Source organism: Coprococcus sp. AM11-30B (assembly GCF_027674365.1).
Lineage (GTDB): Bacteria > Bacillota > Clostridia > Lachnospirales > Lachnospiraceae > Allocoprococcus > Allocoprococcus comes.
The window spans coordinates 84,376-101,934 of sequence record NZ_JAQDVB010000002.1; the positions used below are offsets into that span (position 1 = coordinate 84,376).

A 17,559-nucleotide genomic window follows, 5' to 3' on the forward strand; every position below is an offset into this window, starting at 1 on the left:
GCGAGAAAAGAATGAAATATGAATACATGAAGGAGTCAGAGCAGATGCTTCAGTACTTCCAGTTTCCGAAGTTTTTATTAAAGCTGCGAATTTCTCAAACTGCAAAATTTCTTTATATGGTGTTGTATGACCGGGCGCGGATATCGAGAAAGAATAGCTGGATAGATAAGTATGGAAATGTTTATTTGATATTTCCAATAGAAGAATTGTCTGTTCAAATCGATAAATGCAAATCTTCTGTAAAAACAGCGTTGAAGGAATTAGATGATATGGGATTATTGGTTCGCAGATCCGGTGGATTTTCAAAACCTAATCATTTATATGTAAAAATTCCATCGGATGAGATTGGTTTACAACTGGATGATAATAAGGCGGTTGAAAAGATAGCTACAACAGAGTTGGAAAAACAACCATCATCTAGCTGTAAAAATGGCTGTGCAGAAGCCGGAAATGTGGCACCTAGTAAAGTAACTGAGAAATATAAAAGAAATAAATATTATGAAGTAAATTATTGCTATGGGGAAGGAGAGAGTTTGTGATGAGAGAAGAAGATACCGTGTGTGTAGGCAGTGATGGTTTGCGATACTGCAAAGTCTGTGGGGAAGCGAAAGAAGCTTTTTTCCCAGAGGGTGGATTTATGGGGATGAAGAAACATTCCAGGCAATGTGCCTGTGACAGAAAAGCATATGAAGAAGAACAAAAATATTTTAAAGACAAAGAACACCGGGAATTAGTCAACAGAAATACAAGCATCTGTTTTGACGAGAGCAGGATGGAAGAGTGGACATTTGAGAATGCAGATATGTCAGACGCGGTAATGCATAGAGCAAAAAAATATGTTGATAACTGGGATGAAATGAAAAGAAATCATATTGGGTGTTTGTTCTGGGGACCGGTTGGTACCGGGAAAAGTTATGTTGCCGGATGCATTGCCAATGAACTTCTTAAGCGGGAAGTAACGGTAAAGATGACAAATTTCAATACCATTATTGATGATATATTTCCACTGGCAGACAAAACGGAATATATCAATGCATTGGCTTCTTACCAGCTTTTGATTATTGATGATCTTGGAGTGGAACGAAATTCAGAATATGCGTTAGGAATTATTTTTAGCGTCATAGACCGCAGGATCCGTTCGGGACGACCTTTGATCATCACAACCAATCTTCCGCTGAAAGAAATAAAAAGCGAGACCATGTTGGATAAAAGGCGTATCTATGATCGTATTTTAGAAATGTGTACACCAATGTATGTTGGAGGTACAAGTAAACGAGAAGCGATTGCAAGTATGAAAATGGAGAAAGCGAAAACGTTGTTGAATACAAAGAATGATCGTGTGTATTGCGGATAGAAGTGTATGCTACGCACGTTAAATAATAAGGGAAGGATTTTATGAGCAAACAACATGTTGCGATATGTGAAAAAGTGGCTCTTACAATTGAAGAGGCAGCAGAATACAGTAATATCGGACAAAACAGAATAAGTAGTCTTTTGAAAGAACCGAGATGTCCGTTTGTGCTTTACGTAGGTACGAAAAAACTTGTAAAGAGAAAAGAATTTGAAAAATTCATTTCGGAAAGTGTGGAAATATAAATGAATGACAGGAGATGAAAATGAATATTCACAAAAATAAGATGCTATGGTATAATACAAGGTACTGTATTAGGGCTTCTTATGAGAGGAGCTGAAATATGGGAAAAGATTTAAAAGGCAAAGAACTTGGCAAGGGAATATCCCAGGAAAGTACGGGATTGTACTCAGCCAGATTTGTAGATCGGTTTGGAAAGAGAAAACATAAACGATTCAAAAAGCTGCAAGAATGCAGAGCGTGGATTGCTGATGCAACTTATGTGGATGAACACAGTGATATTTCAATGCCATCAGATATGCTGGTCAATCAATGGTTTGATTATTGGATTGGGATAAAAAAGAAAATAGTCCGTTCCAATACTGTTCGCAATTATACGGAGAGATATATTAAAAATATTAAACCGGTAATTGGGGAGATGCCACTATCAGACGTGAAACCACTTCACTGTCAGAAAATATTTTATGATATGGCAGATCAGGAGTATCGTACATCTACAATTTATCAGGCAAGAATTGCATTATACAACATGTTTGAGTATGCAAAAGAAAATGAAGTCTTGTGTAGCAATCCCTGTAAAAAATCTGTGAAAAGTGATATGGGAAAGCCATCTGAGAAGAAGGTTGCATTAACAAGAGACATACAAAAAACATTTTTACAATACGCAGAAGGTCAAAGCTATGAAAATCAGTATCGTTTTATACTACAAACCGGATTGCGAACAGGCGAATTGGTAGGATTGAAATGGAAAGATATCGATTTAAAATCCAAAACAATTCAGATTCGCAGAAGTATGGAATATCGTTACAGTGCAAAGGAGTGGCGTATCGGAGAACCAAAGAGTAAATCAGGTTACCGCACGATACCCTTAACAGAAGAAGCGGTTGCTATACTAAAAAAACAAAAAGAAAAGAATAAGAGGATTTCAGAAATTTCAACAGAATGGGAAGAATTTGTGTTTCTGTGTCGAAAAGGAACGCCTGTCAAGAACAGTACATATGATACAGCGTTGTTTAAAATCTGTGATAAAGCAAAAATTCCAAGATTTTCGATGCATATCTTGAGACATACGTTTGCTACCAGATGTATTGAAGCAGGAATGAAACCGAAAACACTTCAGATGTTACTGGGCCATTCGAATATTGGAATTACGATGAACTTATATGTTCATACTACTGAGGAAGAAAAGAAAAAAGAAATGGACTTGGTGGCAGAAGCGCTTATGGCAATATAATGGCCCACTAAATGGCCCACTTGCAAAAATAAGTATGCTGAAATCCCTTGAAATCAAAGGATTTATAGGAGGAAATATAAAAAATGAAATTAGGAATCGTAGGATTACCGAATGTAGGAAAAAGTACTTTATTCAATTCACTGACAAAAGCAGGAGCAGAATCAGCCAACTACCCATTCTGTACCATTGATCCAAATGTGGGCGTTGTTACTGTACCGGATGAACGTCTGAATGTGCTTGGTGAGATGTATCACACCAAAAAGATCATCCCGGCAGCGATTGAGTTTGTAGATATCGCAGGTCTTGTAAAAGGTGCATCCAAAGGAGAAGGTCTTGGAAACCAGTTTCTTGCAAATATCCGTGAGGTTGATGCAATTGTTCATGTAGTACGTTGTTTCGAGGACAGTAATATTGTCCATGTAGACGGAAGTATCGATCCGTTGCGTGACATTGAGACGATCAACCTGGAGCTGATCTTTTCAGACCTTGAGATCCTGGAAAGAAGAATTTCCAAAGCAGTCAGAGCAGCAAGAAATGACAAGACGATCGCAAAAGAACTGGCACTGATGGAAAGAATTAAAGCACATCTGGAAGATGGAAAGATGGCAAAGAGCTTTGATGATATCAATGACGAAGATGAGCAGCAGTGGCTGGAAAGCTATAATCTTCTGACCTACAAACCGGTTATTTTTGCTGCAAATGTGGCAGAAGATGATCTTGCAGATGACGGTGCAAGTAATGCAGGAGTACAGGCAGTCCGTGAGTATGCAAAAAGAGAGGACTGCGAAGTATTCGTTGTATGTGCAGAAATTGAGCAGGAGATCGCGGAACTTGATGATGATGAAAAGAGCATGTTCCTGGAAGAACTGGGACTTAAGGAATCTGGTCTTGAAAAGCTGATCAAGGCAAGCTACAGCCTTCTTGGACTGATCAGTTACCTGACAGCAGGAGAACCGGAAGTCCGTGCATGGACAATCAAAAAAGGAACGAAAGCACCACAGGCAGCAGGAAAGATCCATTCTGATTTTGAAAGAGGATTCATCCGCGCTGAAATCGTATCCTATGATGACTTGATGGCATGTGGCACTTATAACGCTGCAAAAGAAAAAGGTCTGGTAAGACTGGAAGGTAAGGATTATGTTGTACAGGACGGAGATATTATCCTGTTTAGATTTAACGTATAATATTTGTTAAAAAAGTAATTGATAATGTATGGCGAGAGACGGACAGATGTCCGTCTCTTTTATGAAACGAGATAGTTTAACCTTACTACAGTTTACATAAAACAACCTCTTGAAATGCAGGGTTTGTACGTCAAAAGGAACAATCAGAACAGTAAAATGACTGGACTTTTCATATATGAACAGCTATAATAATATCGAACGAAAGTGTAGAAAAATTTTAACACAAGTAAAAGTTTTGACACAATCTAAGGAGGAACAAAGAAAATGGCAAGATCAATGAAGACCATGGATGGTAACCATGCAGCTGCTCATGCTTCTTATGCTTATACAGAAGTTGCTGCTATTTACCCGATCACACCTTCATCTGTAATGGCTGAAGCCACAGACGAATGGGCAACACAAGGAAGAAAGAATATTTTTGGTCAGACTGTTCAGGTAACAGAAATGCAGTCTGAAGCAGGTGCAGCAGGTACTGTACACGGCTCACTGTCAGCAGGTGCGCTTACTACTACTTACACAGCTTCCCAGGGCTTACTTCTTATGATTCCTAACTTATATAAAATTGCTGGTGAACAGCTTCCGGGTGTATTCAACGTATCTGCCCGTGCAGTAGCTTCACACGCTCTTAATATTTTTGGTGATCATTCAGATGTTTACGCCTGTCGTCAGACTGGATGCGCAATGCTCTGTGAATCCAGCGTACAGGAAGTTATGGACCTGACACCGGTTGCACACTGTGCAGCACTGAAAGGTAAGATTCCATTCATTAACTTCTTCGATGGTTTCCGTACATCACACGAAATCCAGAAGATCGAAACATGGGATTACGAAGATCTGGAAGATCTCGTAGACAAGGATGCAATCAAGGAATTCCGTGCACATGCACTGAACCCGAACCATCCATGTGAAAGAGGATCAGCTCAGAACCCGGATACATTCTTCCAGGCTCGTGAAGCATGTAACCCATACTACGATGCTATGCCGGCAATCGTACAGGAATACATGGACAAAGTTAACGCTAAGATCGGAACAAACTACAAACTGTTCAACTACCATGGTGCAGAGGACGCTGAAAGCGTAATCATCGCTATGGGATCTGTTTGCGACACAATCGATGAAACAATCGATTACTTACTTGCTCAGGGCAAGAAGGTTGGTGTTGTTAAAGTTCGTCTTTACAGACCATTCTGCGCACAGGCACTTGTAGATGCAATTCCGGATTCTGTTAAGTACATTAACGTTCTTGACAGAACAAAAGAACCAGGATCTCTTGGAGAACCTCTGTACCTTGACGTTGTTGCAGCTCTTAAAGGAACAAAATTCGATGCTGTTAAGATCAACTCAGGACGTTACGGACTTGGTTCTAAAGATACAACACCGGCTCAGGTTGTTGCTGTATTTGAAAATGAAGCAAAAGCTAAATTCACAATCGGTATCGTTGATGATGTAACAGGACTTTCTCTTGAAGTAGGTGCTCCACTGGTTACAACACCGGAAGGAACAATCAACTGTAAGTTCTGGGGACTTGGAGCTGACGGAACAGTCGGAGCTAACAAGAACTCTATCAAGATCATCGGTGATAACACAGATATGTATGCACAGGCTTACTTTGATTATGACTCAAAGAAATCCGGTGGTGTTACAATGTCTCACCTCCGTTTCGGTAAGAAACCAATTAAATCTACTTACCTGATTCACAAAGCAAACTTTGTTGCATGCCATAACCCGTCATATATCAACAAATACAACATGGTTCAGGAACTTGTAGATGGTGGTACATTCCTTCTTAACTGCCCATGGACAGTAGAAGAACTGGACAAACATCTTCCAGGACAGGTAAAAGCATTCATCGCTAACCATGACATCAAATTCTACACAATCGATGGTATCAAGATTGGTAAAGAAATCGGACTTGGCGGACGTATCAATACAGTTCTTCAGTCTGCATTCTTCAAACTGGCTAACATCATTCCGGAAGAAGAAGCTATCGACCTTATGAAGAAAGCTGCAAAAGCTACATACGGCAAGAAGGGTGATAAGATCGTACAGATGAACTACGATGCTATCGATGCCGGAGCTAAACAGGTTAACGCTGTTGAAGTACCGGAAAGCTGGAAGAACTGCGAAGACGAAGGTCTGTTCACACCAGAAGTTAAGGGTGGAAGAGAAGATGCAGTAGCATTCGTTAAGAACATCCAGTCTAAAGTTAATGCTCAGGAAGGTAACACACTGCCTGTATCTGCATTCAAAGACTATGTAGATGGATCTACACCGTCAGGAACAGCTGCATACGAAAAACGTGGTATCGCTGTAGATATCCCGATCTGGCAGTCAGAGACATGTATCCAGTGTAACCGTTGTGCATATGTATGTCCGCACGCTGCAATCCGTCCGGTAGCTCTTACAGAAGAAGAACTTGCAAAAGCACCAGAAGGACTGAAAGCAATCGACATGATCGGTATGCCGGGAATGAAGTTCACAATGACTGTATCAGCTTATGACTGTACAGGATGTGGTTCTTGTGCAAATGTCTGCCCAGGTAAGAAGGGTGAAAAAGCTCTTGTTATGGGTAACATGGAAGAGAACGCAGGAGAACAGGTATACTTTGACTTTGGTACAGAAATCGAAGTAAAACCAGAAGTTGTTGCTAAATTTAAAGAAAATACAGTAAAAGGATCTCAGTTCAAACAGCCACTGCTTGAGTTCTCAGGAGCTTGTGCTGGATGTGGAGAGACTCCATACGCTAAACTTATCACACAGTTATTCGGTGACAGAATGTACATCGCTAATGCAACAGGTTGCTCATCTATCTGGGGTAACTCATCACCGTCTACACCTTACACAGTAAACTCTAAGGGACAGGGACCGGCTTGGTCTAACTCACTGTTCGAAGATGCTGCTGAGTTCGGTTATGGTATGTTACTTGCTCAGAAAGCAATCAGAGAAGGTCTGAAAGCGAAAGTAGAAGAAGTTGCTGCATCAGATAAAGCCAGCGAAGAAGCAAAAGCTGCTTGCAACGAATGGCTTGAAACATACGGATGCGGAGCTACTAACGGAACAGCTACAGACAAACTTGTTGCTGCATTAGAAGGATGCGAGTGCCCGACATGCAAAGATATCGTAGAAAAGAAAGACTTCCTTGCTAAGAAATCCCAGTGGATCTTCGGTGGTGACGGATGGGCTTACGATATCGGATTCGGTGGTGTTGACCACGTACTTGCAAGTGGAAAAGACATCAACGTAATGGTATTCGATACAGAAGTTTACTCTAATACAGGTGGACAGTCTTCTAAGTCTACTAAGACTGGTGCTATCGCTCAGTTCGCAGCAGGCGGAAAAGAAACTAAGAAGAAAGACCTTGCTTCTATCGCAATGAGCTACGGTTACGTATACGTTGCACAGATCGCTATGGGTGCTGACTTCAACCAGACTGTAAAAGCTATCGCAGAAGCTGAAGCATATCCGGGACCATCCCTGATCATCGCTTACGCTCCATGTATCAACCATGGTATCAAGAAAGGTATGAGCAAAGCTCAGACAGAAGAACAGCTTGCAGTTGAATGTGGATACTGGAACAACTTCCGTTTCAATCCAGAAGCAGAAGGATCTAAGTTCACTCTTGACAGCAAGGCACCAGATCTTGCCGGATACGAAGAATTCCTTAACGGTGAAGTTCGTTACAATGCTCTTGCCAGATTCAATCCTGAAAAGGCTAAAGTTCTGTTTGCTAAGAACGAAGAAGAAGCAAAAGCTAGATATGCATATCTGCAGAAACTCGTTACACTGTACGGTTCTGAAGAATAAGATTGACTTTAATGAGGAGTCAGGGACGAAAGTCTCTGACTCCTTTTTTGTTTGGGGGGATTCAAAAGGGGACGTGTACGCAAAAGAACCTGCGCTGCACACTGCCTGCAAATGTGTTGTAGGTCCACAGAATGTCAAAGACTATCTTGCATTTGACAAGGTACTCGCATGTGACGGAACCTGGATGGTAAAGGATGCTCTGATAAATGGCGGAGAATTTGAAAAGATCAAAGAAATGACAAAAGAAGCGGTAGATATTGTAAAATAGCAATTATCTCTTGCAAAAATGAAAATTTTGTAGTATGGTTGATAAAGAAAATGATGAATATTCAGCTTGATAGAGGCGCGGGATTTATCAGTACCTTCTGAAAGATGCGGCAGGGAAGCCGACAGAAGAGAAAGGAAATACCGCCGAAGGAGCCGGAACCCCAACCCCGGTTTCTGGGACGATGCAGAAGATGCAGCGTACTGTCACACACGTGGAGCGCTATCGGAAGAACATTTAAGGAAGACTTTACATGCCATGAATGCGTTTTGCCGGTGCAAGCGTTATTCATGGCATTTTTATGTTTTAAAACAGGAGGTATTTTAATTGAGAGAAAAAATGAGAAAGTTAAGCAGTCTGCTCGCAGCTGTAATGATCTGCGTAATGGCAAGTCCCCTTGTCACCTTTGCAGCAGACGCGGAGGAGTATGTACCGAAGATGTATGCCAGCATCTGGTCACTGGTTCCACCGGTGGTTGCGATCGCACTGGCACTGATCACAAAAGAAGTGTACAGCTCATTATTTGTAGGAATTTTAGTAGGTGGAATATTCTATTCCGGATTTTCCTTTGAAGGAACCATCACCCATATTTTTCAGGAAGGGATCGTAGCTGTTCTTTCTGACAGCTATAATGTGGGAATCCTGATCTTCCTGGTTATCTTAGGAACCATGGTCTGCCTGATGAACAAGGCAGGAGGATCTGCCGCATTCGGTGAATGGGCAAGTACCCATATCAAGAGCCGTGTAGGTGCACAGCTGGCAACAATCATTCTTGGTGTGCTGATCTTTATCGATGACTATTTTAACTGTCTGACAGTCGGAAGCGTGATGCGTCCGGTAACGGATGCGCAGAATGTTTCCAGAGCAAAGCTTGCGTATCTGATCGATGCGACAGCAGCTCCGGTATGTATCATTGCACCGATTTCATCCTGGGCAGCAGCCGTTACGGGTTTTGTAGAAGGTGAAGATGGATTTTCAATATTTATCCGTGCAATTCCATATAACTTCTATGCAATCCTTACCATCCTGATGATGATCGCAATGGTTGTGATGAAGGTTGAGTATGGTCCGATGAAGGTTCATGAAGATAATGCGAAAAAAGGTGATATTTACACCACACCGGACAGACCGTATGCAAATACGGAGGAAGAGACAGTGGATAACTGTAAAGGAAAAGTAATGGATCTTCTGATCCCGATCATTTCACTGATCATCTGCTGTGTGATCGGAATGATCTACACCGGTGGGTTCTTTGACGGAGTTGGTTTTGTAGAAGCATTTTCTGGAAGTGATGCTTCCCAGGGACTGGTGTATGGAAGCTTCTTTGCTTTTGTGATCACAATCGTGCTGTATCTGGTAAGACGTGTGCTGAAATTCGATGAGTGTATGGCATGTCTCCCGGACGGATTTAAGGCGATGGTTCCGGCAATCCTGATTCTTGTTTTTGCATGGACGCTGAAATCTATGACCGACAGTCTTGGAGCGGCAGAATATGTAGCAGGCATTGTAGCCGGAAGTGCGGAAGGTATGGTAAATCTTCTTCCGGCAATCATCTTCCTTGTGGGATGCTTTCTTGCATTTGCAACCGGTACAAGTTGGGGAACATTCGGAATCCTGATCCCGATCGTGGTACATGCATTTGAAGGAAAGAATGAGACGATGATGATCATTGCTATCTCCGCATGTATGGCCGGAGCAGTTTGTGGTGACCACTGTTCACCGATTTCGGATACAACGATCATGGCATCTGCTGGTGCACAGTGCAATCATATTAATCATGTCAATACACAGCTTCCATATGCGGCAAGCTGCGCGGCGATTTCGTTTATCACTTATATTATTGCCGGATTCGTACAGAGTGCATGGATCGCACTTCCGGCAGGAATCATCATGATGCTTGTCTTTGTGACATTCATGAAATTTTCACAGAAAGAGCAGACAACAGCTTTTTCACAGAAGAAAGAAGCATAATAGAGAAAATGAGGAATGGCTTTCGTAGCTGTTCCTTATTTTATTTACGCGAGCAACGAATCAAAGTCCGTGCTTGCACGAGACCTTGGCGACTGACGCGATAACTTGAGAAACTCGCGGAGCGTGTTTCTAATAGTTGACGGAAAAATCATAAAGAACTGGGAAGGTACATCGGATTATGGAAAACATTTCCCACCAAGACCTTGTATCAAATCAAAGAAATGTGTACAATGTTATTTATGAGACTAACTACAGAACTTGGAGGAAATCATATATGGATTTAACAAAGCTTACAGCATATGAGATCATTGAGCACAGACCTCTTCCGGATCTGAAATCGGAAGGAGCGCTTTTAAGACATAAAAAGAGCGGTGCGAGGGTGCTTCTGATCTCCAATGATGATGAAAATAAAGTATTTAATATCGGATTCCGCACACCGACCACGAACAGTACCGGAGTGCCACATATCATGGAACATACTGTTCTGTGTGGCTCGGAAAAGTTTCCGACCAAGGATCCGTTTGTGGAACTGGTAAAAGGATCTTTGAACACCTTTTTGAATGCGATGACTTATCCGGACAAGACGGTATATCCGGTTGCAAGCTGTAATGAAAAGGATTTTCAGAATCTGATGGACGTGTATATGGACGCAGTCCTGCATCCGAATATTTACAAACACGAAGAGATCTTCCGGCAGGAGGGCTGGAACTATCACCTGGAGGAAGCAGACGGGGAGCTTTCTTATAACGGAGTTGTTTATAATGAGATGAAGGGAGCTTTTTCTTCACCGGATGGTGTTCTGGACCGTATGATCCTGAATTCTCTGTTCCCGGATACGACTTATGCAAATGAGTCCGGCGGAGATCCAGATGTGATTCCGGAACTGACTTATGAAGAATATCTGAATTTCCACAGAACCTATTATCATCCGTCCAACAGTTATATTTACCTCTATGGCAATATGGATATGGAAGAGAAATTAAACTGGCTGGATCAGGAATATCTGTCTGCTTACGATAAAAAAGAAGTAGATTCCGAGATCCATCTGCAGAAGCCGTTTGAAAAAATGCATGATATCACAAAGCCGTATTCGATCGCAAGTAATGAATCGACAGAAGATAATACCTATCTTTCCTACAATAAGGTCATTGGGACTTCTCTGGATGAAAAGCTGTATCTGGCATTCCAGATCCTGGATTATGCACTGCTTTCTGCTCCGGGAGCACCGATCACAAAAGCACTTCTGGAAGCAGGAATCGGAAAAGACATCAGCGGATCTTATGACAGCAGCACCTATCAGCCGATTTTCTCGATCGTGGCAAAGAATGCGAATGAAGAGCAGAAGGCAGAATTTGTAAAAGTGATCGAAGATACATTAAAAGGTATTGTAGAAAACGGAATGGACAAAAAGGCACTGGAAGCGGGAATCAATTACCATGAATTCCGTTACCGTGAAGCAGACTTCGGAGGCTATCCGAAGGGACTGATGTACGGTCTGCAGATATTTGACAGCTGGCTTTATGATGAAACAAAGCCGTTTATCCATGTGGAGGCGCTGGGCACCTTTGCATTCTTAAAAGAGCAGATCAGTACCGGGTATTTTGAAAAGCTGATTCAGACATACCTTCTGGATAATCAGCATGGAGCACTGGTTACGATCGTGCCGGAACCGGGACGTACAGCCAGACTGGATGCAGAATTAAAAGAAAAACTGCAGGCATACAAAGAAAGCCTTAGCAGGGAAGAAATCGAAAAGCTGGTTACAGATACGAAGCATTTACAGGAGTATCAGGAAGAACCGTCAAGTCAGGAGGATTTGGAGAAGATTCCGATGCTGACAAGGGAGGATATTTCCAGAGAGATCGCACCGATTTACAATGAAGAGATGAAGATTGCAGATATCCCGACTGTCTTCCATGAGATTGAAACGAACGGAATCGGTTATCTGGATCTGATGTTTGACCTTTCCGATGTGCCGGAGAAAGATCTCCCGATGGTAGGACTTCTGCAGGCAGTTCTCGGAATCATTGACACCGAGCATTATGAATATGGAGAACTTTTCAACGAGATCAACAGACATACCGGAGGAATCGGAACTTCACTGGAGCTTTATCCGGATGTGACGAAGGTCAAAGAAAAAGAATTCAGGGCAACTTTTGAAATCAAAGGGAAAGCACTTTATGGACAGATTCCATTTGCCATCCGTATGATGAAAGAGATTCTGACAGCATCGAAACTGGATGATGAAAAACGTCTGAAAGAGATTCTTTCTATGACAAAGACCAGATTGCAGGATCGTTTCCTGTCTGCAGGACATTCCGCAGCAGCACTCCGGGCAATGTCTTATAAGTCACCGATTTCAAAATTCAAAGATACGACGAATGGAATAGAATATTACCAGAATATCCGTGAGATGGAAGAACATTTTGATGAGAAGAAAGAAGAAATCATCAGTGGATTGAAGGCTTTGTCGGAATTGCTTTTCAGAAAAGGCAATGTGATGATCAGTTACACAGCCTCAAGAGAGGGACTTGCCGTTTTGGAAGAGGAGATCGGAAGCTTAAAAGAAGCTCTTTATCCGGAGAAAACGCCAGAGAGCCGATGCATCCTGCACTGTGAAAAGAAGAATGAAGGATTTAAAACTTCTTCTAAAGTACAGTTTGTGGCAAAGGCAGGCAACTTTATCGACGCAGGGGAGGAATATAACGGGGCACTGCAGATCCTGAAAGTGATCATGAGTTATGAGTATCTCTGGATCAATATCCGTGTAAAAGGAGGAGCTTATGGCTGCATGAGCAACTTTAACCGCATTGGTGAGGGGTATTTTGTATCTTACCGTGATCCGAACCTGGGAAGAACTCTGGAAATCTATGACGGAGTTCCGGAATATCTGGAGAACTTCACGGTTAGTGAGCGTGATATGACAAAATATATTATCGGAACGATCAGCAACATTGATCAGCCGATGACACCGGCAACCAAGGGAGACCGTTCTATGAACCTTTATATGAATCATGTCAGTGCAGAGATGATCAGAAAAGAAAGAGAAGAGATCCTTACGGCCAACCAGGAGGATATCCGTGCACTTGCAGGTGTGGCACGTGCGGTGCTTGCAAATGATCAGATTTGTGTGATCGGAAACGAAGCAAAGATAGAAGAAGAAAAAGAACTGTTTATGACAGTTGAGAATTTATTTTAGAAGGAGAATGCATGAGAGCAGATTTTAAATCAGGATTTGTAACGTTGATCGGCAGGCCGAATGTGGGGAAATCCACACTTATGAACTATCTGATCGGTCAGAAGATTGCTATTACATCGAATAAACCACAGACCACCAGAAACCGGATCCAGACGGTACTTACGACCGATGAAGGACAGATTGTATTTGTTGATACACCGGGAATCCATAAGGCGAAAAACAAGCTTGGGACCTACATGGTAAATGTGGCAGAGCGCACCTTAAATGAAGTGGATGTGGTACTGTGGCTGGTTGAACCAAGTACCTTTATCGGAGCCGGAGAGCAGCACATTGTGCAGCAGCTTGGGAAGGTGACGACACCGGTCGTGTTGGTCATCAACAAGGCAGATACCGTGAAGAAGGAAGACATTCTTCCGTGTATTGCAAAATACAACGAAGTATACCAGTTTGCAGATATCGTTCCGGTATCTGCAAGAACCGGTGAAAATACAGACGAGCTTTTAAAGGTCATCATGAAATATCTTCCGTATGGACCGCAGTTTTATGATGAAGATACCATTACCGACCAGCCGGAAAGGCAGATCGTGGCAGAGCTGATCCGTGAGAAAGCACTACACTGCCTGAATGAGGAGATTCCACATGGAATTGCGGTATCGATCGAGAAGATGAAAGCACGCAAAAAAGTGATGGATATTGAGGCAACGATCATCTGTGAACGTGATTCCCATAAAGGAATCATCATTGGCAAGCAGGGATCCATGCTGAAAAAGATCGGCAGTACGGCGAGATATGAGATCGAGCAGATGCTCGGATGTAAGGTAAATCTCCAACTTTGGGTAAAAGTAAAGAAAGACTGGAGAGACAGTGATTTCCTGATCAAGAACTTCGGATACCGAGAAGACGAGTAAAAAATGTCAAGGTGTTTCTCTGAAAAACAGCTGGCAGATATTACGCAGTATAGCATCTGAAAATATGGGAGAACCTAATCTTAAAAGGCATAAGAAAAAGATGAGGTGACCGAAGGATGAATCAGGAATACTGGGATCAGTTTGCAAGGACAGGACGGGTGGAGGATTATCTCTCCTACCGGGAAAAGGAAGTCTGTAAAGCGAAAACGGAGAAATACGGGGACAAATGCAGTGAATCAGTTAACAACAATGACAGGGATGATTCTGTCGGCAGCACCGATCGGTGAATATGATAAAAGAGTCGTGATCCTGACAAAAGAAAAAGGAAAAATATCAGCGTTTGCAAAAGGGGCAAGACGACCGAACAGTCCGCTTGCAGGGGCATGTACGCCTTGTAATTTCGGAAAATTCATGCTGTATGAGGGAAGAAATTCCAACACTCTCCAGTCGGCAGAGATCGAGAATTATTTTGCAGAGCTCCGAACGGATGTGGAAGCGGCATATTATGCATTTTATTTTCTCGAATTTGCAGATTTTTATACAAGGGAAGCCAATGACGAGCGGGAAATGCTGAAGCTTCTATATCAGACGATGCGCGTGCTGACGAAAAAGATCATTCCATTTGAGCTGGTACGCTACATATTTGAACTGAAGGCACTCAGTGTCAGCGGGGAAGGACCGCAGGTATTTCAGTGTGTCAGATGCGGGAACAGGGAACGTCCCTGTGTGTTCAGTGTGAAGGAGGGCGGTCTGGTCTGCAGTGAATGCGGTCAGAATATCTATGACGGAATGCGGCTGAATACGTCTACCCTTTATGCCATGCAGTTCATTGTCGGGACACCGGTGGAAAAGCTCTATACCTTTACCTTAAGCGATGAAGTTTTACAGGAACTGGGAAAAGTAATGGAGCGTTATCTGGATGTATACGTGGATCACAGATTCAAGTCGCTTGAGATTCTGAAGCAGCTCACAGGGCTGAAATAACCGGAAAATTGTATATTAGATTAGAAAATAAAGACAAATCTGGCGAAAATTAGCAGGATAAGCTTGCAAAACCTATATGCAATAGGTATAATAGGTGAATCAGAGAGGAATAAATGTTATCGCGATAAGTAGCTTTGTTCTTCTAACGAAAAATAAAAAGAATGCGAGGATTAGTGTTATGGTAGAAAAGACAATGGACAAAATTGTAGCTTTGGCAAAATCAAGAGGCTTTGTATATCCGGGGTCTGAAATCTACGGTGGGCTTGCAAATACATGGGATTATGGTAACCTGGGTGTTGAACTTAAGAACAACGTAAAGAGAGCATGGTGGAAGAAATTTGTACAGGAGAACCCGTACAACGTAGGTGTTGACTGTGCAATCCTGATGAATCCGCAGACATGGATCGCTTCCGGACATCTGGGAGGATTCAGTGATCCGCTGATGGACTGTAAGGAATGTCACGAACGTTTCCGTGCAGATAAGATCATTGAAGATTATGCACATGAGCATGGAATTGATATTCCGGACAGCATTGACGGATGGTCACATGAAGAGATGGAAGGCTTTATTAAAGAACATGAAGTTCCGTGCCCGACTTGTGGAAAACATAATTTCACAGAGATCCGTGAATTTAACCTGATGTTCAAAACTTTCCAGGGTGTAACAGAAGATGCAAAGAACGTTGTTTACCTTCGTCCTGAGACTGCACAGGGAATCTTCGTAAACTTTAAGAATGTACAGAGAACTTCAAGAAAGAAACTTCCATTTGGTATTGGTCAGATCGGTAAATCATTCCGTAACGAGATTACACCGGGTAACTTTACATTCCGTACCCGTGAGTTTGAACAGATGGAACTTGAATTCTTCTGCAAACCGGATACAGACCTTGAATGGTTTGCTTACTGGAAGAAATTCTGCCTCGACTGGCTGTTCTCTCTTGGCCTTAAGGATGAGGAAATCCGTTACAGAGATCATGACAAAGAAGAGCTTTCTTTCTACAGCAAGGCTACAACAGACGTAGAATTCCTCTTCCCGTTTGGATGGGGCGAGCTGTGGGGAATCGCAGACAGAACCGATTATGATCTGACACAGCATCAGAATGTATCAGGACAGGATCTGACTTACTTTGATGATGAGACCAATGAAAAATACATTCCATACGTTATCGAGCCATCACTTGGTGCTGACCGTGTGGTACTTGCGTTCCTTTGCGCAGCATATGATGAGGAAGAACTGGAAGACGGTTCTACACGTACTGTGATGCATTTCCATCCGGAACTTGCACCGATTAAGATCGGTGTGCTTCCGCTCTCCAAGAAGCTGAACGAAGGCGCTGAGAAGGTTTATGCTATGCTTAGCAAATACTACAACTGCGAATTCGATGACAGAGGAAATATCGGTAAGAGATATCGCCGTCAGGATGAGATCGGAACACCGTTCTGTGTAACTTATGACTTCGATTCGGAAGAAGACGGAGCAGTTACTGTTCGTGACCGTGATACGATGCAGCAGGAAAGAATTAAAATTGAAGATCTCAAAGCGTACTTTGAGAAGAAATTTGAGTGGTAGAGATTTGAAAAGATCCGGATTTCCCAGGTTTGGGAAGTCCGGATCTTTTTGTGCAAAAAAGTTTGTTGGGGAAGTTGTGAGACAAATGGGACAAATATAAGTGTTCAAATTCCGTTGTGCCAACCATTCTGAGGAGCCTCTGAAAGCGAAAATTATGTCAGCAGAGGCTTCCATAATTTTTGAGTCTCCTCGCCATGGCACAACAATCGAATTTGAACACTTATATTTGTCCCATTTGTCATTCAACTTTACTAGTGGAAACTATTTTGTGGCAGAGGAAATGCTGGCAAGTGTGATGGGATTCTGAGAAAAAATTTGATTTGTGAAATTAGACAAAGAAAATCGATGATATAGTTAAAAAATAGTCAATAAAAACAATGCCTATAGGGAAAAACTATTAAATATTCTGACAAATAATAAACAATAAAGAAAATTATTTAACGCTTGACTAATTGTGAAGACAATTATATAATGAGATTAACGTTAAGGTTGGAAGATGAATATGTGAGATACTTGTTGTACAGACGGCGCGCACCGTTATTTAATGTGCAGCATGAGCCGAAGGGGCAGGCAGAAACTCTCAGGCAAAAGGAACATATTCGGACAACACTCTGGAGAACAATATATACGTATTGTACCGAAGAAGTAGTCTGGACTATATAGCGCAAAAGTCTGGGTGATCTTTCAGGTGAACGGACAGAGGCAGACAAAAAAGATTTCAATGACGAAAACTTTTTTGCCTGTTTTTTTTGTACCCTAAAAAGTGGAATATTCGGAAAAATACAGATATAAACGATAAAATTCTGAATTTAGCACACCGAAAAGGGAGCAAAAAAGACAAGGTAGTTG

Annotated in this window: 13 protein-coding genes and 2 riboswitches; all 13 genes read left to right on the plus strand. The window is 42.1% G+C overall.

Annotation, left to right across the window (positions count from 1 at the left end):
• Positions 1–11 precede the first annotated feature (11 nt).
• The 13 genes from PGU50_RS01395 to PGU50_RS01455 all read left to right on the plus strand — a co-directional run bounded on the left by PGU50_RS01395 (position 12) and on the right by PGU50_RS01455 (position 16,710).
• Positions 12–539 carry a replication initiator protein A gene (locus PGU50_RS01395; protein ID WP_270246009.1) on the plus strand — a complete coding sequence of 176 codons (528 nt, stop codon included), beginning with the start codon at positions 12–14 and terminating at the stop codon, positions 537–539.
• Positions 539–1,354 (plus strand): ATP-binding protein, encoded by an 816-nt coding sequence (locus PGU50_RS01400; protein ID WP_270246010.1) that lies wholly within the window; start codon positions 539–541, stop codon positions 1,352–1,354. Before PGU50_RS01395 ends, PGU50_RS01400 begins: the two co-directional genes overlap by 1 nt.
• 41 nt (positions 1,355–1,395) lie before the next feature.
• Positions 1,396–1,596 carry an excisionase gene (locus PGU50_RS01405; protein ID WP_117538234.1) on the plus strand — a complete coding sequence of 67 codons (201 nt, stop codon included), beginning with the start codon at positions 1,396–1,398 and terminating at the stop codon, positions 1,594–1,596.
• Between the two features lie 98 nt (positions 1,597–1,694).
• Positions 1,695–2,825 (plus strand): tyrosine-type recombinase/integrase, encoded by a 1,131-nt coding sequence (locus PGU50_RS01410; RefSeq protein ID WP_118005577.1) that lies wholly within the window; start codon positions 1,695–1,697, stop codon positions 2,823–2,825.
• Between the two features lie 83 nt (positions 2,826–2,908).
• Complete coding sequence (gene ychF, locus PGU50_RS01415) at positions 2,909–4,009, plus strand: redox-regulated ATPase YchF (RefSeq protein ID WP_022220674.1); 1,101 nt, start codon at positions 2,909–2,911, stop codon at positions 4,007–4,009.
• A gap of 264 nt (positions 4,010–4,273) precedes the next feature.
• A complete protein-coding gene (gene nifJ / locus PGU50_RS01420) occupies positions 4,274–7,813 on the plus strand; it encodes a pyruvate:ferredoxin (flavodoxin) oxidoreductase (RefSeq protein WP_270246011.1) in 3,540 nt (1,179 codons plus the stop codon).
• 73 nt (positions 7,814–7,886) lie between these two features.
• The gene (locus tag PGU50_RS01425; RefSeq protein ID WP_270246012.1) at positions 7,887–8,081 is read left to right on the plus strand and encodes a hypothetical protein; all 195 of its coding nucleotides are present in this window, start codon (positions 7,887–7,889) and stop codon (positions 8,079–8,081) included.
• 62 nt (positions 8,082–8,143) lie between these two features.
• A riboswitch (Lysine riboswitch) is annotated at positions 8,144–8,311 on the plus strand.
• A gap of 139 nt (positions 8,312–8,450) precedes the next feature.
• Positions 8,451–10,049, plus strand: a complete 1,599-nt coding sequence (locus tag PGU50_RS01430) for a Na+/H+ antiporter NhaC family protein (protein WP_416387012.1) — start codon at positions 8,451–8,453, stop codon at positions 10,047–10,049.
• A gap of 274 nt (positions 10,050–10,323) precedes the next feature.
• Entirely contained in the window at positions 10,324–13,248 is a 2,925-nt protein-coding gene (locus PGU50_RS01435; RefSeq protein ID WP_270246013.1) for an insulinase family protein, read from the plus strand.
• Between the two features lie 11 nt (positions 13,249–13,259).
• The gene (era, locus tag PGU50_RS01440; protein WP_117555625.1) at positions 13,260–14,156 is read left to right on the plus strand and encodes a GTPase Era; all 897 of its coding nucleotides are present in this window, start codon (positions 13,260–13,262) and stop codon (positions 14,154–14,156) included.
• Positions 14,157–14,272: 116 nt separating this feature from the next.
• Positions 14,273–14,443: a hypothetical protein gene (locus tag PGU50_RS01445; RefSeq protein WP_173699385.1), complete on the plus strand. Its 171-nt coding sequence runs from the start codon at positions 14,273–14,275 to the stop codon at positions 14,441–14,443.
• Positions 14,388–15,140: a DNA repair protein RecO gene (gene recO / locus PGU50_RS01450; protein ID WP_270246014.1), complete on the plus strand. Its 753-nt coding sequence runs from the start codon at positions 14,388–14,390 to the stop codon at positions 15,138–15,140. Before PGU50_RS01445 ends, recO begins: the two co-directional genes overlap by 56 nt.
• Before the next feature lie 178 nt (positions 15,141–15,318).
• Complete coding sequence (locus PGU50_RS01455; protein ID WP_173826079.1) at positions 15,319–16,710, plus strand: glycine--tRNA ligase; 1,392 nt, start codon at positions 15,319–15,321, stop codon at positions 16,708–16,710.
• 493 nt (positions 16,711–17,203) lie between these two features.
• A riboswitch (glycine riboswitch) is annotated at positions 17,204–17,316 on the plus strand.
• Positions 17,317–17,559 lie beyond the last annotated feature (243 nt).